We start from the raw sequence: 25,164 nt of genomic DNA on the forward strand, positions 1-25,164 counted from the left end.
GGCCGTCACCTGCACCGCCGCCCCGTCGCCCGGCTGGGCGGCATCGCCCTCATGGTGGGCTGGACGGCGGGTGCCGTCGCGCTGGGTGTGGGCGGGATGCCGGTGCAGCCGCTGCTGCAAGTCTTGAGCGGCACCGCGGTGGTCTTCGCGTTGGGGCTGGTCGACGACCTCAGGGGGCTGTCCCCCCAGCTCAAGCTGCTGGGGCAGGTCGCCGCCGCGGCCGTCAGCGTGGCGATGGGCCTGCGCATCCAGTGGATCTCCGTGCCCTCGCTGTTGGGCGGCACCGCCCTCATGGCCCACCTGGGGATCTGGTCCGTACCTGTCACCGTCCTCTGGCTGGTGGGGGTCAGCAACGCCGTCAACCTGCTCGACGGCCTCGACGGCCTCGCCGCGGGCGTGGCAGCCATCGCCGCGTTGCCCACGTTGATGGCGTCGCTGGCGCTGGGGGTCGAGGAGGCGGCGGCCCTTCTGGCGATCCTGGCGGCAGGATGCGTGGCATTCTTGGGGTACAACTTCTCGCCGGCCCGTATCTTCATGGGGGACAGCGGGGCCCTGGCGCTGGGCTTCGCCTTCGCCGGGGCGAGCGCCCTCGGTGTGGCCAAGGGGCCGGCGGCCATGGCGCTGGTGGTGCCGGTGCTGGCCCTGGGCGTCCCCCTGGCCGATACGGCGTGGGCCATCGTCCGCCGCAGTCTGGCGAGGCGCTCCCCTGCCGAGGCGGACGACGGGCACGTCCATCATCGGCTGCTGGCCCGCTGGCACGACGTGCCCCGGGTCGTGCTCGCGCTGTATGCGGTGAGCGCCGCGCTGGGGGCGGTGGCCATGCTCCTCTCCCCCCGGACGAGGCTGACCGTGCTGGCGGCCCTGACGCTGGCCGGGATGGCGGGGCTCTTCGCCGGGAGGGTGGCCTGGCAGCGTTCGACCCGACGGGAGGTGCACGGCCGCAGTGGCCGTGGTGGTGATGCCCATCTTCGGGACCCGGCCCGAGGCCATCAAGCTGGCGCCCGTCATTCGGGCCGTGCGGCAGGCCCCGGAGTTCGAGGTGCGCATCGTGGTGACGGGCCAGCACCGGGAGATGTTGGACCAGGTGCTGCGCGTCTTCGAGCTGGTGCCCGACGCCGATCTCGACCTGATGCGGCCGGGGCAGAGCCTGAGCCACATCACCTGCGGCGCGCTGTCGGGTCTTGACGGGCTGCTCCAGCGAGATCGCCCCGACGTGGTCCTGGTGCAAGGCGACACCACCACCACCTTCGCTGCCGCCCTGGCGGCCTTTTACCATCGCATCCCCGTGGGGCACGTCGAGGCCGGGTTGCGCACCGACGATCCCTACCGCCCCTTTCCCGAGGAGATCAACCGGCGTCTCACCTCGGTCCTGGCCCGCTGGCACTTCGCCCCGACCGCCCGGGCAGCCCGGCGGCTCCTCCACGAGGGGATCGAGCCGCAACGGGTCTGGCTGACCGGCAATACGGTCATCGACGCCTTGCGTCACGTCGCCGCTCGCGCCGGTCCGGTCCGGCATTGGCAGGTGCGTCGTCACCTGGAGCGCGGCCGGCGGCTGCTCCTGGTGACCACCCACCGCCGGGAGAGCTGGGGCGAGCCCCACCGCGCGGTCTACCGCGCCCTCAAGGAGCTCATCGGCGCCTTCGATGACGTGGTGGGGGTGGTCAGCGTCCACCCGAATCCTGCCGTGCGCCAGGTGGCCACCGAGGAGCTGGAGGGCATCGACCGGGTGGTGCTGCTGGAGCCTCCCGACTACCTGGGGTTCGTGCCGCTGCTGCAGGCGGCGACGCTGGTCCTGACCGACTCGGGAGGCCTGCAAGAGGAGGCCCCGGCGCTGGGCAAGCCCGTGCTGGTGCTGCGCGAGGTGACCGAGCGGCCGGAGGCGGTGGAGGCCGGTTGCGCTCGGCTGGTGGGGACCGACCCGACTCGCATCGTGGAGGAGGCCAGCCGGCTGCTGAGCGACCCCGAGGCGTACCGGGCCATGGCACTGGCGGTCAACCCGTTCGGCGACGGGCGCGCCGCTGAGCGGATCGTGCAGGCTCTGCGTTGGGCGATGGGCCTTTCGACCACGCCGCCCGAGCCTTTCCGGCCGACTCCGAGCGGTGGAGATGGTGAAAAACGTTGCTAGCCGCCCTGAGGCCCTCTATAATACTCGGCGCCCCCGGACGACAACCCGAGAGGCGGCGCTGGCGTGGGTGACCGAGGCGGTGGTCGAGGAGCCGGGCGCTCGCCGTGGGCGGAGCTGGGCCGCTACGCCGGCCTGTTCGCGTGGGGCTTCAACACGGCAGCCGCGCTGGTGCTGGGCATCTGGGGCGGCAACTACCTGGATCGCCGGTGGGGGACGGCCCCCTGGCTGGCCGTCACGGGCGTCGTCCTGGCCGTGACGCTCTCGCTCTACTCGTTGGTACGCGAGATCTCAAGGGTCGAGTCGCGCGAACGGCGCCGTTGACGCGGCCGGCCTGGAGACGAGAAATGTTCGCAACAGGAGGGAACGCTCTGCGCGCGACGTACAACATACGGCGTGCGCCTCGAGCTCCATCCATGATGGAAGGTCGAGACGGTGCCGACCCCGGCGGAGCGTCGTGACGAGGCCTCGGGGCCGCCGTCGCCGCGCCGTTGGCCGGGTCTCGGCACGTGGCAGCTCGCGCTGACCGGTGGGGCACTGGCAGCGTTGGCGTGGTGGATAGGGTATCCGGATGCGGCCTGGGGCGTCGCCGCCGGCACGCCGGCGGGCATGGTCAACCACGGCCTCACCCGGCGGGCCCTCGAGCGCTGGCAGGCCGGCGGCAGCGGCAGCGGCTGGGTGCTGGGAGCCTCGATGTTGAGGCTGGCGGTCGCGGCGACCTTGCTGTGGTGGGCCGCCGGGCGGGGGCTCCCCTTCCTGCTGGGGATGCTGGCGGGGTTGATGGTCGAGGTGATCGGGTACGTGCTGACGGCGCCGCGATACATCCGGCACAGCAAGGCGGACGGGCGGTAGGGCGCGATGCTGGAGCGCTTCTTGGAGTCCAAGCTGGCCGCGATCGGGCACGTGCTGGAGGAGGTGGCCCCTCGCACCCTCTGGCAGGTGGGGCCTTTCGAGATCACCACGACGGTGGTCAACAGCTGGGCGGTGGTGGCCATCATCGCGGTGGTGGCCGTCCTCCTGCGGCGCCAGATCCAACAGCGCCCCCGGGGGCTTCAGACCCTGGCCGAGGTCTTCTACCGGTTCATCGAGGGGCTGCTGGAGCAGTCGCTGGGGCATGCCGACCGCCGCTTCGTGCCGCTGGTGGGCACCTTCTTCGTCATGGTGCTGGCCCTCAACTACGCCTGGTTCATCCCCGGGGTGGTGCCGCCGACGACGGACCTCTCCACCACGGTCGCCCTGGCCGCTACCGACATCCTCCTGGTCCAGGTCTTCGCGGCCCGGGCCGTCGGGTTGCGACGCTATCTCAAGCGATTCGTGGAGCCCATCCCCTTCCTGTTGCCGATGAACGTCCTCGAGGAGCTGGTGAAGGTCTTCTCCTTGTCGGTGCGTCTGTTCGGCAACCTCTTCGGCGGCGACATGGTGGTGGCGGCGCTGTTCGTGCTGGTGCCGTTTCTGGCGCCAACGCCGGTGATGCTGCTGGAGGTCCTGTTCGGCTTCATCCAGGCCTTGATCTTCGCAACCCTCACATCCGTTTACGTGGCCACGGCCATGGGCCATCACTGAACTTCCCCTGCCGACGACGGGGAGACGACGTCGGGTCGAAACGGACGGGTTGGCGCAGGAAAGGAGGAGCGAACGCGCGTGGAATTCCTGGCAGTCACGCTGGCCATCGCCATGCCGGCCATGATGTCCGCCTTCGGGCAGGCATGGGCGACCTCCCGAGCGGTGGAGAGCATGGCCCGCCAGCCGGAGGCGGCGGGTGACATCCGGGGCGCTCTGCTGATCGCCCTGGCGTTCATGGAGGCCCTGACCCTGTTCTCGTTCGTGATCGCGTTCATTCTCTCGGGCCGGGTCTGAGGCTCGAGGCGAAGGCAGCCGCCCATCGGGTGACGAGGGCCCCGTCGACTAGGCCGTGGCAAAACGGGAACACCGGGCGCCGGCTCCCGCCAGGGCGCCGGCCCCGCCCCTTCCCGAGCTTTGGACTTGTGCAAGGAAACGGGGGCTAACCCCACGATGGAGTGGATGGCGGGCGCAGCAGAACATCTGGTGGCGCTGGCGGCCGCGGGTGGCGAGGCGGCGGCCACGCCGTTGCAGATCAATCTGACGACGTTCGCGGCGCAGGTCGTCAACGTCCTGGTGGTCATGCTCCTCCTCACCCGCCTGGTCTTCAAGCCGCTGGGCGACGTGCTGGCCAGGCGGGAGGCCGAGGTGAGCGAGGCCGTCGAGGGGGCGCGCCGCTCCCGCGAGGAGGCGGAGCGCCTGCGTGACGAGATGCGTCACGAGATGGAGCAGACCCGGCGGCGGGCCCAGGAGGAGCTCCAGCGGGCGTTGGAGGCCGCCGAGCAGGAGCGTCAGCGACGCCTGAGGCAGGCCGAGGAGGAGGCGCACCGCTCGCTGGAGCAGGCGCGGGCCGAGATCCGCATGGAGCGCGACCAGGCGCTGGCGGCTATCCGGGAGGAGGCCGCGACCCTGGCGGTGGCCGCGGCGGAGCGGCTGCTGCGGCGCCAGATCGATGAGGCTGATGGCCGACGGATCGCCCGGGAGTTCATCGAGCAGGTAGGTGAGCGCCGGTGACGGGCCGGCGCATCCTGGTGCGCCGGTATGCGCTGGCACTGGCCGAGCTGGCCTCCGAGCGCGGCCTCCTCGACGAGGTGGAGCGCGGCCTGAGCCGGGTGGCCCGGCGCCTGCAGGAGGACGCGGCCCTGCGCCGCCTGTGGCTCGAGGGCCACGTGGAGGCCGAGCGTAAACTGACGGCCATCCGTGAGGCGCTGGGTGACGACGTCCCGGAGATGGTCTACGGCTTCCTGCGCGTGGTCGCCCAGAAGGGGCGCGAGGGCTTGCTGTCGGCCATGGCGGAGCAGGTGCAGGTCGAGGCGGACCGGCTCCGCGACGTGGTCCGGGTCGAGGTGGAGACGGCCGTGCCCCTGACGCCCGACCAGGAGCAGATGCTCTCGCAGCGCCTGCGGGACTTCCTGGGAGCCAGCGGCGTGCGGCTGTCGGTGCGGGTCAATCCGGACCTGATCGGTGGCCTGGTGGTGCGGGCCGGCGACCTGCGCCTGGACGGGAGTCTCTCCCGGCAGCTCTGGCGCTTGCGCGACCGGCTTCGCACGGCACCCATGCCGCCCATGGCGGTCTCGGCGGACGGAAAGGCAGGTTGATCGGGCGGTGGCGATCCGACCGGAGGAGATCACGTCGGTCTTGAAGCGGGAGATCGAGCGCTTCGAGGCCCAGCCGGCCGTCGAAGAGGTGGGCACCGTCATCTACGTCGGTGACGGGATCGCTCGGGTGCACGGCCTGAGCGACTGCATGGCCAGCGAACTCTTGCGCTTCCCCGGTGACCTCTTTGGCATGGCCCTCAACCTGGAAGAGGACAACATCGGGGCGGTGCTGATGGGACCCTACGCCCACCTCAAGGAGGGGGACCCCGTCTACCGCACGGGCCGTGTCATGGAGGTCCCTGTCGGCGAGGCCCTGCTGGGGCGGGTGGTCAACCCGCTGGGCCAGCCCCTCGACGGCAAGGGGCCTATCACGACGGACCAGCGCCGACCCATCGAGACCCGGGCGCCGGGCGTTGTCGACCGGCGCAAGGTGTCGGTCCCGCTGCAGACGGGCCTCAAGGCCGTCGACTCCATGATCCCCATCGGCCGGGGTCAGCGGGAGCTCATCATCGGGGACCGCCAGACGGGCAAGACGGCCCTGGCCGTCGACACCATCATCAACCAGAAGGGCCAGGGCGTCATCTGCATCTACGTCGCCATCGGCCAGAAGGCGTCGACCGTGGCGGGCGTCGTGGACGTCCTCGACCGCCACGGGGCCATGGAGTACAGCATCGTGGTCTCGGCGACGGCCAGCGAGCCGGCGCCCCTGCTCTACATTGCCCCCTACGCCGGCACGGCCATGGGCGAGTACTTCATGTACAAGGGGCAGGACGTGCTGGTCGTCTACGACGATCTCTCCAAGCACGCGGCGGCGTATCGCGAGATGTCGTTGCTGCTGCGGCGTCCTCCCGGGCGTGAGGCCTTCCCGGGCGACATCTTCTACCTGCACAGCCGCCTGCTGGAGCGATCGGCCAAGCTGGATGACCGGCTCGGCGGCGGTTCGCTGACGGCCCTACCCATCATCGAGACGCAGGCGGGCGACATCTCGGCGTACATCCCCACCAACGTCATCTCCATTACCGACGGGCAGATCTACCTGGAGAGCGACCTCTTCTACGCCGGCATCCGGCCTGCCATCAACGTCGGGCGCTCGGTCAGCCGGGTCGGCGGCGACGCCCAGGTCAAGGCCATGCGCCAGGTGGCAGGCCGGCTGCGCCTGGACCTCTCCCAGTACCGTGAGCTGGCCGCCTTCGCGCAGTTCGGCTCCGACCTGGATCGGGCCACCCAGGCCCGCCTCATCCGGGGCGAGCGGGTGACCGAGGTGCTCAAGCAGGGCCAGTACCAGCCCATGCCGGTGGAGGAGCAGGTCGCCATCATCTTCGCGGGGGTCAACGGCCTGCTGGACGACATGCCGGTCGAGCAGGTGCAGCCGTTCGAGCAGCAGTTTTTGCAGTATCTGCGCACGCAGCGGCCCCAAGTCTTGGAGGCCATCCGGGAGCGCAAGGAGCTGACCGACGAGACCGCGGCTGCCCTCAAGGAATCCATCCTCGAGGTGAAGGAGCGCATGCGGGCGGCGGCTGCCTCGAGCCCCCAGGCGGCCTCGGGGACGTCCGCTCGCTAGCGTCCACCATCACGGGAAGAGGGAGCGCCAGCGGTGGCCGGGCAGTCGGTACGAGACATCCGGCGGCGCATCCAGAGCGTCCGCAACACCCAACAGGTGACCAAGGCCATGGAGATGGTCTCCGCGGCCAAGCTGCGACGCGCCCAGAGTCGCACGCTGGCCGCCCGACCCTTCGCCAACCGGATCGCCGAGGTGCTGGCGCGGGTCGTGGGCACCACGCTGGCCGAGCAGCCGGAGCTGGCGCGTGCCCACCCGCTGCTGGCCCGGCGCGAAAACGGCCGTACCCTGCTGTGCGTCATCGCGGCCGACCGGGGGCTGGCCGGCGGCTACAACGCCAACATGGGCCGGGCACTGGAGGCCGCCCTCCGGGCCGAGGAGCGCCAGGGGCGCCAGGTTGAGATCGTGGCCGTCGGGCGCAAGATGCGCGACTGGCTGCGGCGCACCGGGCGGCCGGCCCGTCAGGTCTTCGTCCATCTGGGCGACCACGTGGAGTACGGCACGGCCCAGGAGGTGGCGCGGGCCTTGACGGAGCCCTACGTGGCGGGCGAATGCGACCGCGTATTGCTGCTGTTCACCCAGTTCGTTAGCGCCGTCGTCGGTCGGCCCGTGCTCTTCCAGTTGCTGCCCATCCCCGAGGGCGGGCCCAAGCCGTGGCCCGTGCGGGAGCGGGAGGGTGCGATCTGGCCGCGGGGCGGCACGGCCACGGAGGCGGACGGGGCTGGATCGAGCGATCCGGCCATCCCGGCGCGCCGGGCCGGCCGGTGGGAACCGCCCTACATCTACGAGCCGTCGCCCGAGGCGGTCATCGGCGTCTTGCTGGAGCGCTACGTGGACGCGGAGGTCTTCCGGGCCCTCCTGGAGGCCAAGGCGAGCGAGCACGGCGCACGGATGACGGCGATGCGCAACGCCAGCGACAACGCCGAGGAGATGATCGAGGCGCTGACGCTCTCCTTCAACCGGGCACGGCAGGCCGGCATCACGCAGGAGATCACGGAGATCGTGGGCGGCGCCGAGGCCCTGGCGCACCAGATCTGACGGAGGGACGCAAGCAGCATGGCCCGACAGCGAGTGGGACGGATTTCGCAGGTGCTCGGGGCGGTGGTCGACATCGTCTTCCCCGAGGGGGAGCTGCCCGACCTCTACAACGCCATCGAGATCCCGCGAGCGGCCGATGGCGAGACACCCCGTGACGGGAGACCGGAGGTGCTGGTGGTCGAGGCGGCGCAGCACCTGGGCAACAACACGGTCCGGTGCGTCGCGATGGACAGCACCGACGGGTTGCGCCGGGGCATGCCCGCCTACGACACGGGTGGCCCCATCACGGTGCCCGTCGGGCGGGGCGTGCTGGGCCGGGTCGTCAACGTCCTGGGCCAGCCCATCGATGCCGCCGGCGAGATCCAGACGGAGCTGCGGCTACCCATCATCCGGCCCGCGCCCCCGGTCGCCGAGGTCGAGCCCTCCCGGGAGATCCTGGAGACCGGCCTCAAGGTGGTCGACCTGCTGGCGCCCTACCCCCGGGGGGGCAAGGTGGGCCTCTTCGGCGGCGCCGGCGTGGGCAAGACCGTCATCATCATGGAGATGATCCGCAACATCGCCTACGAGCACGGCGGCTTCTCCGTCTTCGCCGGGGTCGGCGAGCGCACCCGCGAGGGCAACCAGCTCTACCATGAGATGAAGGAGGCCGGGGTACTGGAGAAGACGGCCATGGTCTTCGGCCAGATGAACGAGCCTCCCGGCAACCGCATGAGGGCAGGCCTGGCGGCGCTCACCATCGCGGAGTACTTCCGCGACGTCGAAGGCCAGGACGTGCTGTTGTTCATCGACAACATCTTCCGCTTCGTCCAGGCCGGTAGCGAGGTCTCGGCCCTTTTGGGGCGCATCCCGTCCGCGGTGGGCTACCAGCCGACCCTGGCCACCGAGATGGGCCAGCTCCAGGAGCGGATCGTCACCACCAAGAAGGGCTCCATCACCTCCATCCAGGCCATCTACGTGCCGGCCGACGACTACACGGACCCCGCGCCCGCCACCACCTTCGCCCACCTGGACGCGACCACCAACCTGGAGCGCCGCATCGCGGAGCGGGGCATCTACCCGGCGGTCGATCCGCTGGCCTCCACGTCGCGGCTCTTGGCGCCGGAGATCGTGGGCGAGGAGCATTACCGGGTGGCGCGGGGCGTGCAGCAGGTGTTGCAGCGCTACAAGGAGCTCCAGGACATCATCGCGATCCTGGGCATGGAGGAGCTCTCCGACGAAGATAAACTGATCGTGGCGCGGGCCCGCAAGATCGAGCGGTTCCTGTCGCAGCCCATGTTCGTGGCCGAGGCCTTTACCGGGCGGCCAGGGGTCTACGTGCCGCTCAAGGAGACCATCCGGGGCTTCCGGGAGATCCTCGACGGCAAGCACGACGAACTGCCCGAGCAGGCCTTCTACATGGTGGGCACCATCGACGAGGCAGTGGAGCGGGCCCGCCAGATCGAGAAGGAAGGCCTCTGAGGCGCCATGGCGGACTTCCTCCAGATCGAGGTGGTCACGCCCCAGCGCGTGGTGCTGCGGGAGCGAGCCGAGGCAGTGGTGGTGCCGTCGGCGGAGGGCTACCTCGGCGTGCTGGCCGGGCACGCACCCATGGTGGCCGTGGTCGGGCTGGGCATCGTGCGGTTCGGCCAGTTTCACGGGCCCAAGCGCAAGATGGCCGTCACCGGCGGCTTCATGGAGGTCTCCGGCAATCGGGTCACCATTCTGGCCGATGCCGCCGAGCTGGCCGAGGAGATCGACGTGATGCGCGCGCGGGCGGCTCGCGACCGGGCGCTCGAGCGCCTGCGCAGCCGGGCCGCCGACGTCGACCACGCGCGGGCCCAGCGGGCCCTGGCCCGAGCTCTCAACCGCCTGCGGGCGGCGGGCCAGGAGTCCGACGCCTGAAGCCTTGGCGGGCCGTTCGATACCACCGGACGGCCCGCTCCTCTCTCCCCTGCCTTGGATCTCTCCCTCCCTGCCTTCGACCCGCGTCGAGAGCGCGCACGTCGGCGTTGCATAGCCGCCGTCTCCGTGGGGCAGACTCCCATCACAGGGAGGGGATGGTCAGCCATGGAGATGGCGTCATCCAGGGGAAGAACGACCGGGCCGCTGCGCAGGGGCGCAGCGCGGGCCCTGGCCTGGTCACGGCGCCGATGGGGCCGCCTGGTGTCGCGTCTCGAGTCCCGCGACGCCCGTGCGGCGCTGCGGCTGCCGCTGTTGCTGCTGCTCTTCGCCCTCGGGCTGGGGGCCGGCTGGCTCGTCGCCAGGTGGAACGGCTCTGCCGGGAGCGGGGCGGAGCTCGACCTGACGATGCAGCCGACGGCTGCGGCGGAGGCGGACACCCTGCCAGCCGCCAGCAGCCGCGCCACGCCCGTCGAGTCCGGCGCGCAGGCGACCGCCTTGGCCCCCACCGCGGGGACGGCCATGACCGGTGGGCGAGCCGGGCTCGAGGGGCGCCTGGTCTGGCCCGCGGATGGCATGGTCGTGGCCATGGCGGGCTGGCGTCGCCACCCGGAGCACGGAGACTGGCGCTACCTGCCCGGCCTCGAGCTGGCGGTGCCCTCGGGCGCGCCCGTGCGCGCTGCGGGGGACGGGCGGGTGCGCGCGGTGGAGGCGGGGTCCGACGGCTTTACCGTCGTCATTGAACACGGCGGGGACTGGCAGACGGTGTACGGCCGACTGGCCAGGGTGCGGGTGCAGCAGGGCCAGGACGTCGCCGCGGGCGTCGTCATCGGGTACGGTCCCAGCTTCCCCGAGGCGGTCCCGGCCCTGACCGGCCTGTACGGGGTCGGCGACGTGGCAGGGGGGGCGGGGGCGGCGGCGACCGTGCGGGGTGTGGTGAGCTTCGCGATCTACCACGGCACCGAGAGCGTGGACCCGCTGGGCGTGATGCCGGCAGGCTTCTTCAGGGTGGCCGACGGCTCCGAGCCCCTGCCAGCCCTCTCAGCGCCGGACGACCGGGGTCTCCCGTCGGTCTCGCCCGTGGGGCCCTGACGCCGTCAACGCCGGTGAGGCCCGGCCTCGCCCGTTTGCCTGACGGCAGTGCCGGCGGGCCTGTCCACGGCTCGCCGGCGTCCCCTTGGAAAGGTTCGAAACATATCGTCCCTTCTCGGCCCATAAGCATGAGCCCGAAACCACGGGGCCGGAGGGGCGCTCCATGCGGGACTACATCCGCAAGCGGGTGGTCGACATCAGCCACTACATCATCACCACCCGGGCCACTGTCCGCCAGGCCGCCACCGTCTTCGGCGTCAGCAAGAGCACCGTCCACAAAGACATGACCGAACGTCTCCCCCGACTCAACAAGGACCTGGCTCGCCAGGTCAAGAAGGTACTCGACCGCAACAAGGCCGAACGTCACATCCGCGGCGGCGAGGCGACCCGGGCCAAGTACCAGCGTCAGCGCAAGGTCTCTTAGCCGTCGGGCGGGGCGTGCCGCTGACAGCCAGGCTTGCCAGGAGATGGGCGTCGCCCGTCGAATGGCCCGTAGCGATCGGATATCCACCGTGCACGGCGGCCCGCCCCGCAACGGGCGGCCGGGCGGCAGCAGGACGGGGTTCGCACTGGGGCATGTTGAGCGCCGACGTCGGCCTCGATCTGGGCACCGCGAGCGTCATCATCTACGTCCGGGGGCGGGGCATCGTCCTGCAGGAGCCTTCGGTCGTCGCCATCGACGAGGAGCGCCAGCAGGTCCTGGCCATCGGCCAGGCCGCCCGTGACATGCTGGGCCGCACACCGGGCCCCATCGCCGCCATCCGGCCCCTGCGCAACGGCGTGGTGGCCCACTACCAGGTGACCGAGCTGATGCTACGCTACTTCCTGCGCAAGGCCCTGGGCGGCTGGCACCTGAGCCGTCCGCGGCTGGTCGCCTGCGTCCCCTCCGCCGTCACCGACGTCGAGCGGCGCGCCGTCGCCGAGGCCTGCCGCCAGGCGGGTGCTCGGGAGGTGCACCTGATCTCGGAGCCCATGGCCGCGGCCATCGGAGCGGGCCTGGACGTCGAGGAGCCGGTGGGCAACATGGTGGTGGACGTGGGCGGCGGCACCACCGATGTCGCGGTCATCTCCCTGGGCAGCGAGGTGGTGGCCGACTCCGTGCGTGTCGCGGGCGACAGCATGGACGAGGCCGTGGTGCGCCACCTCAAGCGCCAGCACAACCTGGTCATCGGTGAGCGATCGGCGGAGGATCTCAAGATCGAGCTGGGCACCGTCGACCCCGAGGGCGCCGTCGACGTCCCGCCTCGCGAGGTGCGCGGCCGCGACGCGGTGACCGGCCTGCCCCGCACCCAGCAGGTCGAGGCCGAGGAGATCCGGGCCGCCCTGATGGAGCCTGCCATGTCCATCGTCGACGCCGTGCGCCGCGTCCTGGAGCGGACGCCCCCCGAGCTCGCGGCGGACATCTACGAGCGGGGGGTCGTCATGACCGGCGGCGGTGCCCTGCTGCGGGGGCTGGACCGCCTGCTGAGTCAGCAGACGGGGTTGCCCGTCCAGCTCGCCGACGACCCCATCACCTGCGTCGCCCGCGGCACCGGCAAGGTGCTGGACCTGCTGCAACGAAACCGCCGTGTCGCGACGACGCCGGCTCAGCGAGTCGTCTGAGCGGCAGTTGCCCCTCGCCTCAAGCGCGCCCGTCCTGGCGCCGACCCCAGTAGTGCAGGGTCCATTGCGCCAGCGGCCTGCCTCGCTGGAGCCAGGATGGGGGTGAGCGTCAAGAGCATGGTGCGAGGGCTCTTCTCCGCGGCATCGGCCATGCTGGTCTTCGCCCGCCGCCAGGACCTGCTGGCCAACGATTTGGCCAACGCGACCACGCCGGCGTATCGCACCGAGGTGGCCCCGGTCGAGGCCTTCCCGGAGATGGCCATCTTCCGGGAGTACCGTGCGTCCAGGGCCTACCGGGGTCAGGTCGGCACCGGCGCCTTCATCGGGCGGTCCTACACCCTCTGGGAGGCCCCCCCGGTGCGTTACACCGGGCGTTCCCTGGATGTGGCCATCGAGGGCGAGGGGTTCTTCGTGGTCCAGACCCCGGCCGGCCAGCGGCTGACCCGGGCCGGCAACTTCGTCCTCACCGCCGAGGGGGTGCTGGCCACGCCCGACGGCCACCCCGTGCTGGGAGAGGGAGGGCCGATCCAGGCGGTGGGGGTCTCCGAGGCCGAGCTGCGCATCGCGGAGGACGGCTGGGTTCTCGACGGTCAGGGCCAGGTCTTGGGGCGCCTGCTGGTCGTGGATGTGGCCGACCGGACCGGTCTCGCGCGGGAGGGGGCCAATCGCTTCCAGTGGACGGCCGATGCCGGACCCGTGGAGCCCGTGCCGGCGCGGCTTCGCCAGGGCATGCTGGAGGGATCGGCCACCGACGTGGCCGCGACCATGGTGGAGATGATCGCCGGCGTTCGCGCCTACGACGCAGCCAGCCGTGCCGTGCAGGCCCACGATCGCATGACCGAGGCGCTCATCACACAGATGGGCCGGACGAGCTGAGGCGCCGGTAGGGGCCGACGGCGGCTCCACCGGCGGGCATGGGCAGAGGGAGACGACGCCGAGAGGGCCGGACTGCATCGCAGGGGCCCGGCGCTGCCGAACGACGGACGCAGCGCACGTCGCACGGCCGTCACCCCGACGCCCGCCGCCGGCTCGTCGCACGCATCGTCAGGAGAGGCGGGGGATCGTCGTCATGATGCGGTCGCTTTGGACCGCCGCGTCGGGGATGGCGGGGCAGCAATTCACCGTCGACACCATCGCCAACAACCTGGCCAACGTCAACACTGCCGGCTTCAAGAAGTCGCGCGTGGACTTCCAGGACCTGCTCTACCAGACCATTCGCTTCGCCGGCACCGCGGTCACGGCGGGCGCCGAGATCCCGACCGGCATCCAGGTGGGGCACGGCGTGCGGCCGGTGGCCACCGTCAAGATCTTCTCGCAGGGCACCTTCCGGGAGACCAACAACCCGCTGGACCTGGTCATCGAGGGCGACGGCTTCTTCCAGGTGCTGCTGCCCGACGGCACCATCGCCTACACCCGTGACGGCTCGTTCAAGAAGGATAGCGACGGCCGCATCGTCACCTCCGACGGCTTCGTGCTGGAGCCCGAGATCATCATCCCGTCCGATGCCATCGAGCTGTCGGTAGGGGCCGATGGCACGGTCTCCGTCGTCATGGTCAACGACAGCGAGCCGCAGGAGATCGGACGCATCGAGCTGGCACGCTTCGTCAACCCGGCCGGCCTGCGCAACTACGGCCGCAACCTCTTCCTGGCCACGGGCGCCTCCGGCCCGCCCATCGTCGGCCAGCCGGGCCTCGACGGCTTCGGGGCCATCGCGCAGGGCCACCTCGAGATGTCCAACGTCGAGGTGGTCGAGGAGATGGTCAACCTCATCATGGCGCAGCGGGCCTACGACGCCAACTCCAAGGCCATCCAGGCCTCGGACGACATGCTTCAGAGCGCCAACAACCTCCGCCGCTAGCAGGAGGCGGTGAGGGTGCGAGCGATGGCTGACCCCCGCGAACGGGGCGCTCCACCGGGCCGGGTAGCCCGGGCGGTCGGAGCGAACCCATGGCGGCTCGGTGTGGCGGGCCTGGCTCTGCTGGTCTGGCTGGGGGCCGCCGGCCTCACCGGAGCGGCCGAGGGCGAGGGCGGCGCGCCCCCCTCGGTGGCCGCCACGGGGCGGATCACCCTGGAGCTCCGGGCGCAGGCCGAGACGGCGGGTCCCTCGATCCGCCTGGGCGACGTGGCCGTGTACGCGGGCGGCGACGAGGGGCTGTGGCAACGAGTGCAGGGCGTAGAGCTGGGGGCGGCCCCCCTTCCGGGGCAGTCGCGGACGCTCCCCCTGGCCGCTATCGAGCAGCGGCTGCGGCAGGCCCGGGTCGATCCCGCCACGGTGGAGTGGATCGGTGGGGTCGAGGCGACCGTGGTCACCGCCCGGGGTCTGCCTGTCGAGGCGGCACCCATCGAAGCGGCCATCCGGACCTACCTGGCGGGCGCCACGGGACGCGCGGGCAGCGCCGTCACGTTGCGGGCCGTGGAGGTGCCGGCGGGCGTGCTGGTGCCACCGGGGAGACTGACGGCCATGGTCGTGTCGGGGCCGCCGGTCCTGCGGGAGGGGCCCGCGGTCTTCGCCGTGGACCTCCTGGTGGATGGCACGCCCCAGCGGCGCGTCTGGGTGCGCGCCGCCCTGGAGGCGGCCGCCGTGACGCGCGGCATGCCGGTGATCCGGCGAGCGGAGACGGCCGCGCCACCCTGGGGCGAGGGCCCGCGGGCGACCGGTTCGAGCGGCGACGAGGCACTCGCGGGCGCGGAGAGGGGTACGGCCCAGGTACCGAGGGGCTCGCCCGTCACCGTGGTGGTGCGGCGGGGCGCGGTCACCGTTACGTGGCAGGGCGTGTCGCTCGAGCCAGCCGGGATCGGGGAGCCGATCGAGGTGCGCAACCCCGTGTCAGGAGCGGTCGTGCGGGCGGTGCTGATGGCAACGGGGCTGGCGGTGGTCGAGGGGACGGCAGGGCCGTGATGCGAGGAGGCGTGGAGATGGGCCGAGTCCCTGGGCGTTTGGTAGCGGGTCTGGTCCTGGCGGCCGCGCTGGTCTGGGGGAGCGCGACGGAGGTGGCGGCCGAGTCCCTGTGGGCCAAGGCACAGGAGACCCAGGCGGGCTTCGCTGGAGGTCTGTACGCCGACGCCAGGGCCCGTCGGGTCGGGGACCTGGTGACCATCATCATCGTGGAGCGCGCCGAGGCGACCTCGGCCGCGTCGACAGGGAGCGAGCGCGAGGGTTCCCTCAAGATCGGCCCCGGCCAAGGGTTGCTGGACTTCATCCCCCTACTGGGGGCAGCGGGGGGCAGCTCGTTCGACGGGAGCGGGCGCACGGTACGAAGCGGCAGCGTCAAGGCGCAGATGACTGCCCGGGTGGTCGAGGTGCTCCCCGGGGGTGCCCTGCGGCTGGAGGGGCGGCAGACCATCGTCATCAACGCGGAGCAGCAGGAGATCGTGCTGACCGGCATCGTGCGACCCGAGGATATTTCCCGGGAAAACACGGTCCTGTCGACCTACGTGGCGGACGCCCAGATCGTGGTGCGGGGCACGGGGGCCTTAGGGGCGCAGCAGAAGCCGGGCATCCTGACCCGCATCTTCGACTGGCTCTTCTGAGGTGGGAGCGGTCATGGCGATCGAGATGATGGCACGACGAGGCGGAGGGATTGGCGCCCTGGTGCTCTCGGTGCTGGCGGGGTGGGCGGCCGGCGCCCTGGCCCAGCCCGCAGGCACGGTTGCCCCGCTTGCGACGCCGACGGTGCGGATCGCGGACCTCGCCCGATTGGAGGGGCTTCGCCCCAACCAGCTGGTGGGCCTGGGGCTCGTCGTGGGTCTGGAGGGGACCGGCGACAGCCGGGGCGTCTCCGTCCAGATGGTCGCCAACATGCTGCGCAACTTCGGTCTGGCCGTGGATCCCGGCCAGCTGCGGGCGCGTAACGTGGCCGCCGTCATGGTGACAGCACTGTTGCCGTCGCTGGCCCGCCCCGGTGACCGGGTCGACGTGACGGTCTCTTCCATGGGGGACGCCCGCAGCCTGGCAGGGGGCGTCCTGCTCCAGACGCCTCTCCAGGGTGCGGATGGCGAGGTCTACGCGGTGGCCCAGGGGCCGCTGGTGGTCGGCGGTAGTACGGCCCGCACCGTGACGGCACAGCGAGTGCATCCCACCGTCGCGAGCATTCCTCGGGGGGCCATCGTCGAACGGGCGGTGCCGGCGGCGGTGGCCGAGGAGGGGATGGTGCGCCTCGTCCTCTACCAGCCCGATTTCACCACCGCGGCCCGCATGGTGGATGCCATCAACCAGGAGCTGGGAGCACCGCTGGCCTTCACCCTGGATGGTGCCGTCGTGACGGTGCGGCTGCCACGCGAGTATCAGCAGGATCCAGCCCTCCTGGTGGCGCGGCTCGAGCAGCTGTCGGTGACGCCGTCGGCGCCGGCGAAGGTGGTCATCAACGAGCGTAGCGGTACGGTGGTGCTGGGGCATCAGGTGCGGATCGCCCCCGTGGCCGTCGCCCACGCGGGCATACGCGTGGAGGTGGGAACCACGGCCCCCGACGGACTCGACACAACCCTGGGCGCGCTGCCGGGCATCGGGGAGCCCCCAGCGGGTCACGCTGCGCTGGTGCAGGCCGGGGCCAGCGTCGCCGAGCTGGTCGATGCGCTCAACGCGTCGGGGCTGTCGCCGAGGGATGTCATCGCCATCCTGGAGGCCATCCGGGCGGCGGGTGCGCTGTACGCCGAGCTGGAGGTGCTGTGACGGTGGCGGAGATGACGGCCTCCCCGGCGGCGCTCCCCGCGACGGCCGGTCCAGCGCTGACCGGACGGTCCGCCCCGTCAGGGTCGACCGGGAGCTTTCGAACGATCCTCCAGGAGGCCCGGGCCGCCGTCCCGGCTGCACCCGTGCCGGCACCCTGGGCGGTGCCGCCGGAGAGCCGGGCGCTGGAGGGCGACGCCGGGCTGCGCTGGGCGGCCGGGCAGATGGAGGCGTGGCTCTGGTCCCACCTGCTGCAGCAAGCCCTCAAGCCCGGGGAGGGCGGCCTCTTCGGCGCGGGCACGGCTGGGCAGGTGTACGGCGAGTGGTTTTGTCAGGCCACGGCGACACTGCTGGTGGACGCAGGACCGGGTCGCCTGGCGCGACTGCTGGTCGAAGAGTTTTCGAGCGCGTTGACAGGAGACCACGATCCAGAGGGGAATAGAGGGGAAGCCAGGGGGGTGGGCGATCCCGTCCGCGTCTAGGTCACCCCCCGGCGCCGAAGGGACTGCTGCCTTGGTGAGAGGGGCCCGCCGCCTCGACCGCATCCTCCCACGCGCCCTCGCGGTGGCGCTGGCCGCCACCGGCCTCTGCCTCGCGGCGGCCGGTGCTCTGGCCGCGCCCGAGGTGTTGCCCGTCGAGCAGGTGAGGCCCGGGCTGGTCGGCTACGGGCTGACGGTGGTGCAGGGCACCCGCATCGATCGATTCGACGTGGAGGTCCTGGGCGTCGTCGAGCAGGCAGGACCGGCGGGTGATCTGATCCTGGTCCGGGTGAGCGGCCCTGCGGTGGAGCCCTTCGGCGGGATCGCGGCCGGGATGAGCGGCAGCCCCGTCTACGTCGATGGCCGCCTGCTCGGGGCCATTGGATACGCCTTCGAGTTCAGCGACCACTCGGTGGGCATGGTGACGCCCATCGCCGACATGCTCGAAGTGTTGCGGCGCGTGCCAGGCGAGCCCTCGCCGGCGTCGAGCGGGCCGGACGCCCAGGCTCGGGAGCGCGGCCCCTACCGGCACGTCGCGCTGGCCCCCGACCCGGCCACCGCTCGGCGGATGCGGGAGGCGCTACCGGCCGACACGGCCGTCATGCTGCCCGTCGCCACCCCCGTGATGGTGGGGGGCTTCGGGCCCCGGGCGCGGCGGGCCGTGGAGCGGCTCTTCGCCCCCTTCGGTCTGATGCTGGTGCCGGGAGGCGGGGCAGCGCCCGTGGGTGTGGGCGCCGCGGCGGGGGCCGACCCGGTCGAGCTCCGGCCGGGCAGCGCCTTCGGAGTCGGCTTGGTACAGGGCGACGTCAGCCTGACGGCCATCGGGACGGTCACCTACGTCGACGGCTCCCGGTTCGTGGGCTTCGGCCATCCCTTCCTCCAGAAGGGCAGCGTCGACTTCTTCGCCGGGCCGGCTTACATCCACCGCACCGTCGGCAGTCTCAGCGTCCCGTTCAAGGTGGGCAGCCTCGTCGGCGAGCCGAGCGCGGTGCTGACCGAGGACCGGCGCGCCGCCGTAGCGGGGAGGACCGACGCGCAGCCCGACGCCATCCGGCTGAGGGTGACGGTCGGGGATGTCTCGGGCGGCCGCAGCAGGACCCTCGAGGCCCGGGTCGTGCGCGACGACCTGCTGACGGTGCCCCTGGTGGCCGTGGCGGCGCTGGAGGCGCTGGACCGGGGGCTGGACCGCATCGGGCCGGGGACGGCCCGGACCATCTACCGGATCGAGGGCCGGGCGTTGCCCGGGGGCGGGGTCTTCGCCCGGGACGCCATGGACTACAGCGCGTCGGACATCGCGGCGCGGCTCTTGGGCGACTTCCTGGGGACGTTGCAGACCCTGTTGACCAACCGGCTCGAGGATATCGGCCTGACCTCCATCGACCTGACGGTGCAGGTGAGCCAGCAGCGCCAGACAGCCGCCATCGTCAGGGCCAGGCCGCTCAGCGATGCGGTGCGTCCAGGGGAGCGGCTGGGCGTGGCGGTAGATCTCCTGCCGTATCGCGGAGAGCTCGAGACCCGGATCCTGACGCTGCAGATCCCCGAGGACGCGGCCCCGGGTACCGTCAGCGTGACGGTGCGGGGAGGGAGCCCCGGCAGCTTCTCGTTGGGCCTGGACCTGGAGAGCCTGCTCTCCGGCGAGGGGGGCCCGACCAAGTCCGAGGAGTCCGACCAGGCGCCCCTGGACGAGGGCGAGATCCCCACCAACCTCGAGAAGCTCCTCGAAACCCTGGAGGGACGCGAGAAGAGCAACGAACTGGTGGCCGAGTTCTATCCGGGGGTGTTGCCGGGGCGAGCGGACCAGGGCGCCGATGCCACCGACGCACCCGAGGGCGGGAGAGCGACCCGCCTGCCGGGTGACGGCTCGTCGGTGGAGTCGGCTCCGGAGCCCGAGGGTGAGGGGCGGACCGAGACGGGCGCCGTCAAGCGCACGCTCATCACGCCCTGGGTCATCGAGGGCAGCGCGTCGTTCGACGTGCACATCCTGGGCCGGTCGACCGAGCCGGCTCGAGCTCCCGGCACCGTGCAGGCGGACGGCGGCCCCGTCACCCCCTGAGGAGCTGCGCCCTCCGGAGCCACCAGCCATTGGCACGGGTCCGCTGACGGGAATCGTGCCCTTCTCATCGAAGGACCCGACGAAAATCGCGCCATGAGTCACCAAGAGCCAATCCGACATCCGCCCCGGCCTCGGGCACGGTGGCTGCTGCCTGCTGCACTGGTCCTGGCAGGGGCGCTGGGCGTCGCCGCGTGGAGCTCGCTGGCCGATCTCGACGCGACGCTGAGCGCGGCAGTGCGCCAGGCCCTCAGCGGCGTGGGCCGAGACGCCGGCCTCACCATCCAGGTGGGGGAGGCGGCTCTGGCGTTGCCGTCGGCCGTCCGCATCGCTCCGGTGCAGCTGGAGCTCCGAGACGGCGGTCAGGTCTACGCTCCCGGCGTCACGGTCGGGGTCGACGTGCCCGCCGCCATCGCCCATCCGCGCCGGCCGGCGAGGAGCGTGCGGCGGGTCGAGGCGAGCGGCGTTGTGGTCCGCCCGGCCCAGGTGGGCCCGGACCAGGAGCCCTCGCCGGGGGAGCCGCCGAGCGACGAGACGCCTCCCGGGCTGGCCGCACGCGTCGCTCGCATCCGGCAGCTGCTCGTCGACGGCCTGCACCAGCTGCCGATGGCAGTGGCGTGGCTGGAGGTGGGCGACTCCCTTTCGTGGGGGCTCGATGGCGTATGGGAGGAGCCGGGCCCGGCACCCGGCGAGTGGGTCCGCACACCCTGGCGCAGTGCCGGTGAACTGCAGGCGCTGGGCCCGGGACGGGTCCAGGCCGAGGGCACGGTGGAGCTGGGCTCCGTCCGGGCGGACTTCCTGGCCGTCGTCTCCGGTGCCGGGGTGGAGTTGCGCCGCCTCACGATCGCACAGGAGGGCCTCGTCGCCACTGCCAGCGGATCGACGCGACTGGCGGATGACGAGACGCTCCAGGTGGCCCTCTCCGGCCGGCTGGAGTGGACGAGCCTGGCCGGCGGGTCGGGTCGCTTGCAGGTCGACTGGCGGACGGACGGCGCCTGGGATGCAGAGGGACTGCCTCCCGTCGAGGTGGACGCCCGGGTGGGCCCGGCATCCGTGGATGGCGGCCCATGGGGAGCCATGCTGGCCGGCCTCCGTCTGGAGGGCCAGGTCCGCCAGGACGCCGACGGGTTGCGCTTGATCGGCGGGAGCTTGCGCAAGCGAGAGGCGCGCGGCGCCGTCATCGGCCACGTGGCCGACGCCTGGCCGCACGCGGTGGTCCTCGACTTCGAGGTGGCGGGCCTGCAGCCCGGCGAAGATCTGCCCTGGTGGTCGGGCTACGCCGTCAGCTCCGTGGCCGCTCGCGGCCGCCTCACCGGATCGCTGACCGGGCCATGGCGGGTCGACGGGGATCTCCAGACGCCCGCCGGGCGCCTGCTGGGCCTGGCCGTCGGGGGCGCGACGGCACACGTCGTCGCCGACGTGACGGCAGGTCAGGCCACCGTCGACGAGATCGTCGCCGCCGCGGGCAGCGGGATCCTGACCCTGGGGGGCCAGCTGCGCTGGGGCGCGTCGGCGCCTGCCGTGGCCGGCGAGCCCTCGCGCGTATGGCTGGCCCTGACGGGCAAGCTCGAGGGCGTGGCCTCCACCGAGGTGCTGACGGCCTTGCAGAGCCTGCGGGGCTCCGAGGGCGCCCCGAGCGGGCGGATGGTGGGGCCTGCCGGGCCTCGCGGCGAGGTGGCCGGCGACCTGGCCATGGAGCTGGCCTGGGTCGCCCCGGGGCGCCGCGCCGGCTCCGGGAGCCGGGCGCCGGTGCTAGCCAGGGTCAGCTTCGATGGGCCTGACGGCAGCATCGAGGTCGTCAGGGAGCAGGGCGGTGGCTACCGGATCGCGGGTGACCTCATCAACCTGGGCGGTCGGGCGTTGCGTCCGTGGCTGCGGACGTGGCGTGGCTACGCTGCCTTCACCGGCTCGCTCGTCGACGGGACCCTGGCGGGTCAGGTGCGGGCGGACCGGCTGGGGCTCGCCGGTTACGAACTGGGCACCCTGCAGGCGACCGTCCGCTTCGAGGATGGGTCATGGCACGTGGAGGAGGCCTCGTTGCAGGGCGGCGACGTGGAGGGCACCATGGCCCTGCGCCTGGCGGCGGACCTGCAGACGGGCCAGGCGAGCTTGCGGCTGCGCCAGCGCCCCGAGAGCGGGGTCTCCGCAGCCGTCGAGGGCAGCCTGCGCCTGGCATCGCCGTCGTTGGTGCTGGAGGACATCCTCGTCTCGGTGCAGGACCGCGAGGTGGCGCGCATCGGCGGGAGCGTACCGCTGACGGTGCTGGGTGCCGACGAGGCGGCGACCATGGACGTGCGTGCCCGCATGGAGCGCTTCCCGCTGGAGCTGGTCCGCCAGCTCCTGCCCGCCTGGCAGGTGGAGGGCGGGCGCCTCACCGGCGACCTGTTGGTCTCCGGCACCCTGCAAGCCCCCGACGTCAGCGGCGGGCTCACGGTGCAGGCCGACCGGGTGGTGGCGCCGCAGGAGCGCCTCAACCCGCTCACGGACATCGTGGTCGACCTGCGCGTCGAGGGCCGCACCATCCGTCTCGCTCAGGGTCAGGCTCGCTCCGCCCGAGGCGGCGACGTGCAGCTGACCGGCGAGGCGCAGCTCCAGGCCATCTGGCCCCTGCGACTGGATCCGGTCGACGTGCGGGTGGAGGTGCGCCAGGCCTCCGTCGACGTGCGTCCCAGCGGTAGCCTGCAGCTCGCCGGCACCTTCACCGGGCAGTTGCGCTGGGCCGGCGCTTGGACCTCGGACAGCCGCCCTGTCCTCTCGGGCCGGCTGGGCGTGAGGGACGGGCGGGTGACCGTCTGGGGCTTCGGGCTGGGCAGCGGGACGTCGGGCCCGCCCCTCGACGGGCCGGGAGCCGTGCGGCTCCCGGAGACGCTGGAAAGGGCCGAGGGCCGCCCGGCTGCGGCGGGGGGCATCCCCCTCGACGTGACGGTGGAGGCCGAGCAGCCCCTTCGGCTGGAGGTGCCGGCCATCGGGGGGACGGCGCTGGCCGAGGGCGCGGTGCGCCTGACCGGCACCACCGACTCACCGGCGCTGGCCGGTGAGGTGCTGCTGGCGCAGGCCCGGATCCGCTACTTCGGCCGGGAGTTCGCCATCGAGCGGGGGCGCCTCACCTTCAGCCCCTCGCGTGGGCTCGTGCCCGAGGTGGATCTCGACGCCACCACCAGCACGCCCGAGGGCCCGGTACGGGTGCACGTCGAGGGGACGACGACGGATCCCACCCAGCTTCGCCTCTCCTCTCAACCCGAGATGAGCCGCGAGGAGATCCTGGCACTGCTGCTGCCAGGGGCCGGTCCGGCGGAGGCGGACGCACGCCAGCGCTGGATCGCCGGCGTCAACGAGCAGCTCGCCGCTTGGGCCATGGGCCCCCTGGAGGAGGCGGTGCGGACCGCCCTGGGCCTCGACGAGGTGGCCCTGGTGCCGGGCACGGAGAGTGGCAGCCTGCGGCTGCTGGCGGGCAAGTACCTGGATCCCGGCCGGCTCTACGTGCGCTACCGGCGCGAGCTCCTGGACCCGGAAGGCTCGCAGTCCTTCGAATTGTCTTACAGGTTGAAGCCCGACCTGACGTGGCGCCTGAGCTGGGGCGACGAGGACGGCGAGGGAGCCTTCCGGGTGGGGTTGGACTGGCAGCACAGTTTCTGAGTGACATCCCAAGGCTCAACTGACAAGAGGAGCGCCACGGCAGGCCCCGAAAGACGCATGGCGAGAGGCGGAGGTGACCGGCCCCATTGCGTGCAAGCCGGGCGACATCGCGATCCCGACTGATCTTCGCTTCCCTGTTGTTGCTGGCGCTGACCTCCCTCGAGGGGGTGCAGGCCGCCACCGAGCCCGAGATCCCCGATGCCGAGGTGCGGGCGGTGGTGGTGAGCGGCAACGAACGGGTCGAGGCGGTGACCATCCTCGACGCCATCACCCGGACCCAACCCGGCAAACCGCTGCGCCGGGAGGACGTCCAGGCCGACATGCAGGCCATCCTGGACCTGGGCTACTTCAAGAGCGTCTCGGTGGACATCCAGAGCCTCTCCACCGGACGTGACGGCGGCGGCCCGCAGCTGGTACGCGTCGTCTTCTCGGTGGTCGAAAACCCGGTCCTGCGCCGAGTGGTGCTGGAGCCTTCGGATGACCTGGCGCCGGTGCTCGAGCGCCGCAAGGTGCAGGCCGACGACGTCGCCGCACTCCTGCAGCTGCCCACGGGCCAGGTGGCACACGGCCCCACCATCACCCGCCAGGTGCAGGAGCTGCCCGCCCTGGTCTGGCAGCGCTTCGGCGTGCTGGTGATGCCGTCGGGGCTGCAGCTGCAAGACGACGGCACGTTGCAGGTGGCCCTGGTGCCGGTCAAGGTGGGGGCCGTCGACCTCGAGGGCAACGAGAAGACCAAGGACTACGTCATCACCCGGGAGCTGCGCATGGAGCCCGGCGAGGTGCTGGTCCGCAGCGACCTCGAGCTGGGCCTGCGGCGGGTGCTGATGCTGGGCCTCTTCGAGGAGGTCAACGCCGACCTGCGCGAGGTGCCGGAGCGGCCCGACGAGGTGGCCGTGGTGGTGCGGGTCAAGGAGCGCCGCACGGGCAACGTGCAGCTGGGTGTGACCTGGACCGTCGGGGAGGGGCCGGCGGGCTTCGTCGAGATCTCGGACGGCAACTTCCTGGGCCGGGCCCAACAGGTGGGGCTCACCCTCAGCTACGGCGGCTATGGAGCGCAACGCTACCACCTCAGTTTCACCGAACCCTATCTCGACGCGCGGGGCACCTCGCTGGGTGTCAAGGTCGGGTGGGAGCAAAACGGCCAGCCGACGGCCCGGGACCCGGTCTACGTCGATCGCCGCTATGGCGGCGAGCTCACCCTTGGGCGTCCCCTGTCCGAGTACACGCGGGGATTCCTGACTTTCGCCAACTGGGAGACCCAGGCGATACCGGCTGGCGGCTCGCCGCCGGAGGATGCTGTAACGGGCACGCTTCGCAGCGTGGGGCTCAGCACCGTGACCGACACCAGCGACCACCCCTACAATCCGACGACGGGGCATCGACTGCGGCTCTCCACCGAGGTGGCGGGGCTGGGGGGCGACTTCCACTTCGTCAAGGCGGAGAGCAGCTACTCGCACTACGTCCCCGTCACCCTCCGCGACAGCCGGCACGTCCTGGCCGGGCGGCTGAGCGTAGGTCGCCTCATCCCGACGGGCGGCTCCCAGCAGACGCCGGACCAGGAGCGCTTTCGCCTGGGAGGCGCGGACGGGTTGCGCGGCTACCGCCCGGGCACGGTTGTCGGCGACACCATGCTGCTGGCCAACCTGGAGTACCGGTTCCCCATCTACAAGCCCGTCTCGGGAGTTCTCTTCCTCGATGCCGGGCAGGCATGGGCGGAGGGCGATCCGGTGGATCTGGGCGAGCTGAGGTGGGACGCGGGCTTCGGCCTTCGCATCGACATCGGGGCCCTCGGCATGATCCGGCTGGACTACGGCATGAGCCCCCAGGAGCAGGGCCAGTTCCACTTCAGCATCGGTCAGCAATTCTAGCCAGCGCACGCATCATG

At 71.9% G+C, this 25,164-nt stretch carries 23 protein-coding genes and 1 pseudogene; all 24 read left to right on the top strand.

Annotated features, from left to right (window positions below; all coding sequences use genetic code 11):
* Positions 1 to 96: 96 nt before the first annotated feature.
* Positions 97 to 573 (top strand): annotated as a pseudogene (locus tag VLY81_RS01245) (MraY family glycosyltransferase); the annotation flags it as partial.
* 385 nt (positions 574 to 958) lie between these two features.
* On the top strand, positions 959 to 2,125 hold the full coding sequence (gene wecB / locus VLY81_RS01250) for a non-hydrolyzing UDP-N-acetylglucosamine 2-epimerase (protein ID WP_405001400.1): 1,167 nt from the start codon (positions 959 to 961) through the stop codon (positions 2,123 to 2,125).
* A 63-nt stretch (positions 2,126 to 2,188) separates the two neighbouring features.
* Entirely contained in the window at positions 2,189 to 2,446 is a 258-nt protein-coding gene (locus VLY81_RS01255; RefSeq protein ID WP_324669212.1) for an AtpZ/AtpI family protein, read from the top strand.
* A gap of 111 nt (positions 2,447 to 2,557) precedes the next feature.
* A complete protein-coding gene (locus VLY81_RS01260; protein WP_324669213.1) occupies positions 2,558 to 2,974 on the top strand; it encodes an ATP synthase subunit I in 417 nt (138 codons plus the stop codon).
* A gap of 6 nt (positions 2,975 to 2,980) precedes the next feature.
* Positions 2,981 to 3,685, top strand: a complete 705-nt coding sequence (gene atpB, locus VLY81_RS01265) for a F0F1 ATP synthase subunit A (protein ID WP_324669214.1) — start codon at positions 2,981 to 2,983, stop codon at positions 3,683 to 3,685.
* Positions 3,686 to 3,763: 78 nt separating this feature from the next.
* Positions 3,764 to 3,979, top strand: coding sequence for an ATP synthase F0 subunit C (atpE, locus tag VLY81_RS01270; RefSeq protein WP_324669215.1), 216 nt, complete (start codon positions 3,764 to 3,766; stop codon positions 3,977 to 3,979).
* A 165-nt stretch (positions 3,980 to 4,144) separates the two neighbouring features.
* Positions 4,145 to 4,696, top strand: coding sequence for a F0F1 ATP synthase subunit B (atpF, locus tag VLY81_RS01275; protein ID WP_324669216.1), 552 nt, complete (start codon positions 4,145 to 4,147; stop codon positions 4,694 to 4,696).
* Positions 4,693 to 5,280 (top strand): ATP synthase F1 subunit delta, encoded by a 588-nt coding sequence (atpH, locus tag VLY81_RS01280; RefSeq protein WP_324669217.1) that lies wholly within the window; start codon positions 4,693 to 4,695, stop codon positions 5,278 to 5,280. Before atpF ends, atpH begins: the two co-directional genes overlap by 4 nt.
* Positions 5,281 to 5,287: 7 nt before the next feature.
* A complete protein-coding gene (gene atpA, locus VLY81_RS01285; RefSeq protein WP_324669219.1) occupies positions 5,288 to 6,841 on the top strand; it encodes a F0F1 ATP synthase subunit alpha in 1,554 nt (517 codons plus the stop codon).
* A 33-nt stretch (positions 6,842 to 6,874) separates the two neighbouring features.
* Positions 6,875 to 7,876, top strand: a complete 1,002-nt coding sequence (gene atpG / locus VLY81_RS01290) for an ATP synthase F1 subunit gamma (RefSeq protein WP_324669220.1) — start codon at positions 6,875 to 6,877, stop codon at positions 7,874 to 7,876.
* Positions 7,877 to 7,894: 18 nt separating this feature from the next.
* Positions 7,895 to 9,334 (top strand): F0F1 ATP synthase subunit beta, encoded by a 1,440-nt coding sequence (gene atpD / locus VLY81_RS01295; protein WP_324669221.1) that lies wholly within the window; start codon positions 7,895 to 7,897, stop codon positions 9,332 to 9,334.
* Positions 9,335 to 9,340: 6 nt separating this feature from the next.
* Positions 9,341 to 9,757 (top strand): F0F1 ATP synthase subunit epsilon, encoded by a 417-nt coding sequence (locus VLY81_RS01300; protein ID WP_324669222.1) that lies wholly within the window; start codon positions 9,341 to 9,343, stop codon positions 9,755 to 9,757.
* A 261-nt stretch (positions 9,758 to 10,018) separates the two neighbouring features.
* On the top strand, positions 10,019 to 10,846 hold the full coding sequence (locus VLY81_RS01305; protein WP_324669223.1) for a murein hydrolase activator EnvC family protein: 828 nt from the start codon (positions 10,019 to 10,021) through the stop codon (positions 10,844 to 10,846).
* A 163-nt stretch (positions 10,847 to 11,009) separates the two neighbouring features.
* A complete protein-coding gene (gene spoIIID / locus VLY81_RS01310; RefSeq protein WP_324669224.1) occupies positions 11,010 to 11,270 on the top strand; it encodes a sporulation transcriptional regulator SpoIIID in 261 nt (86 codons plus the stop codon).
* 152 nt (positions 11,271 to 11,422) lie between these two features.
* Positions 11,423 to 12,448 (top strand): rod shape-determining protein, encoded by a 1,026-nt coding sequence (locus VLY81_RS01315; protein ID WP_324669225.1) that lies wholly within the window; start codon positions 11,423 to 11,425, stop codon positions 12,446 to 12,448.
* Positions 12,449 to 12,550: 102 nt separating this feature from the next.
* Positions 12,551 to 13,324, top strand: coding sequence for a flagellar hook-basal body protein (locus VLY81_RS01320; protein ID WP_324669226.1), 774 nt, complete (start codon positions 12,551 to 12,553; stop codon positions 13,322 to 13,324).
* Between the two features lie 193 nt (positions 13,325 to 13,517).
* A complete protein-coding gene (gene flgG / locus VLY81_RS01325; RefSeq protein ID WP_324669227.1) occupies positions 13,518 to 14,306 on the top strand; it encodes a flagellar basal-body rod protein FlgG in 789 nt (262 codons plus the stop codon).
* Between the two features lie 24 nt (positions 14,307 to 14,330).
* Positions 14,331 to 15,347 carry a flagella basal body P-ring formation protein FlgA gene (locus VLY81_RS01330; RefSeq protein ID WP_324670441.1) on the top strand — a complete coding sequence of 339 codons (1,017 nt, stop codon included), beginning with the start codon at positions 14,331 to 14,333 and terminating at the stop codon, positions 15,345 to 15,347.
* Positions 15,348 to 15,385: 38 nt separating this feature from the next.
* On the top strand, positions 15,386 to 15,979 hold the full coding sequence (locus VLY81_RS01335; protein WP_324669228.1) for a flagellar basal body L-ring protein FlgH: 594 nt from the start codon (positions 15,386 to 15,388) through the stop codon (positions 15,977 to 15,979).
* A 13-nt stretch (positions 15,980 to 15,992) separates the two neighbouring features.
* Positions 15,993 to 17,117: a flagellar basal body P-ring protein FlgI gene (locus VLY81_RS01340; RefSeq protein ID WP_324669229.1), complete on the top strand. Its 1,125-nt coding sequence runs from the start codon at positions 15,993 to 15,995 to the stop codon at positions 17,115 to 17,117.
* Positions 17,118 to 17,260: 143 nt separating this feature from the next.
* Positions 17,261 to 17,596 (top strand): hypothetical protein, encoded by a 336-nt coding sequence (locus tag VLY81_RS01345; RefSeq protein ID WP_324669230.1) that lies wholly within the window; start codon positions 17,261 to 17,263, stop codon positions 17,594 to 17,596.
* Positions 17,597 to 17,630: 34 nt separating this feature from the next.
* Positions 17,631 to 19,646, top strand: coding sequence for a SpoIVB peptidase S55 domain-containing protein (locus VLY81_RS01350; RefSeq protein ID WP_324669231.1), 2,016 nt, complete (start codon positions 17,631 to 17,633; stop codon positions 19,644 to 19,646).
* A 93-nt stretch (positions 19,647 to 19,739) separates the two neighbouring features.
* A complete protein-coding gene (locus tag VLY81_RS01355; RefSeq protein ID WP_324669232.1) occupies positions 19,740 to 23,279 on the top strand; it encodes a translocation/assembly module TamB domain-containing protein in 3,540 nt (1,179 codons plus the stop codon).
* 140 nt (positions 23,280 to 23,419) lie between these two features.
* On the top strand, positions 23,420 to 25,147 hold the full coding sequence (locus VLY81_RS01360; RefSeq protein ID WP_324669233.1) for a BamA/OMP85 family outer membrane protein: 1,728 nt from the start codon (positions 23,420 to 23,422) through the stop codon (positions 25,145 to 25,147).
* Positions 25,148 to 25,164 lie beyond the last annotated feature (17 nt).

The sequence above is a fragment of the Limnochorda sp. LNt genome, from assembly GCF_035593265.1.
GTDB lineage: Bacteria > Bacillota > Limnochordia > Limnochordales > Geochordaceae > Geochorda > Geochorda subterranea.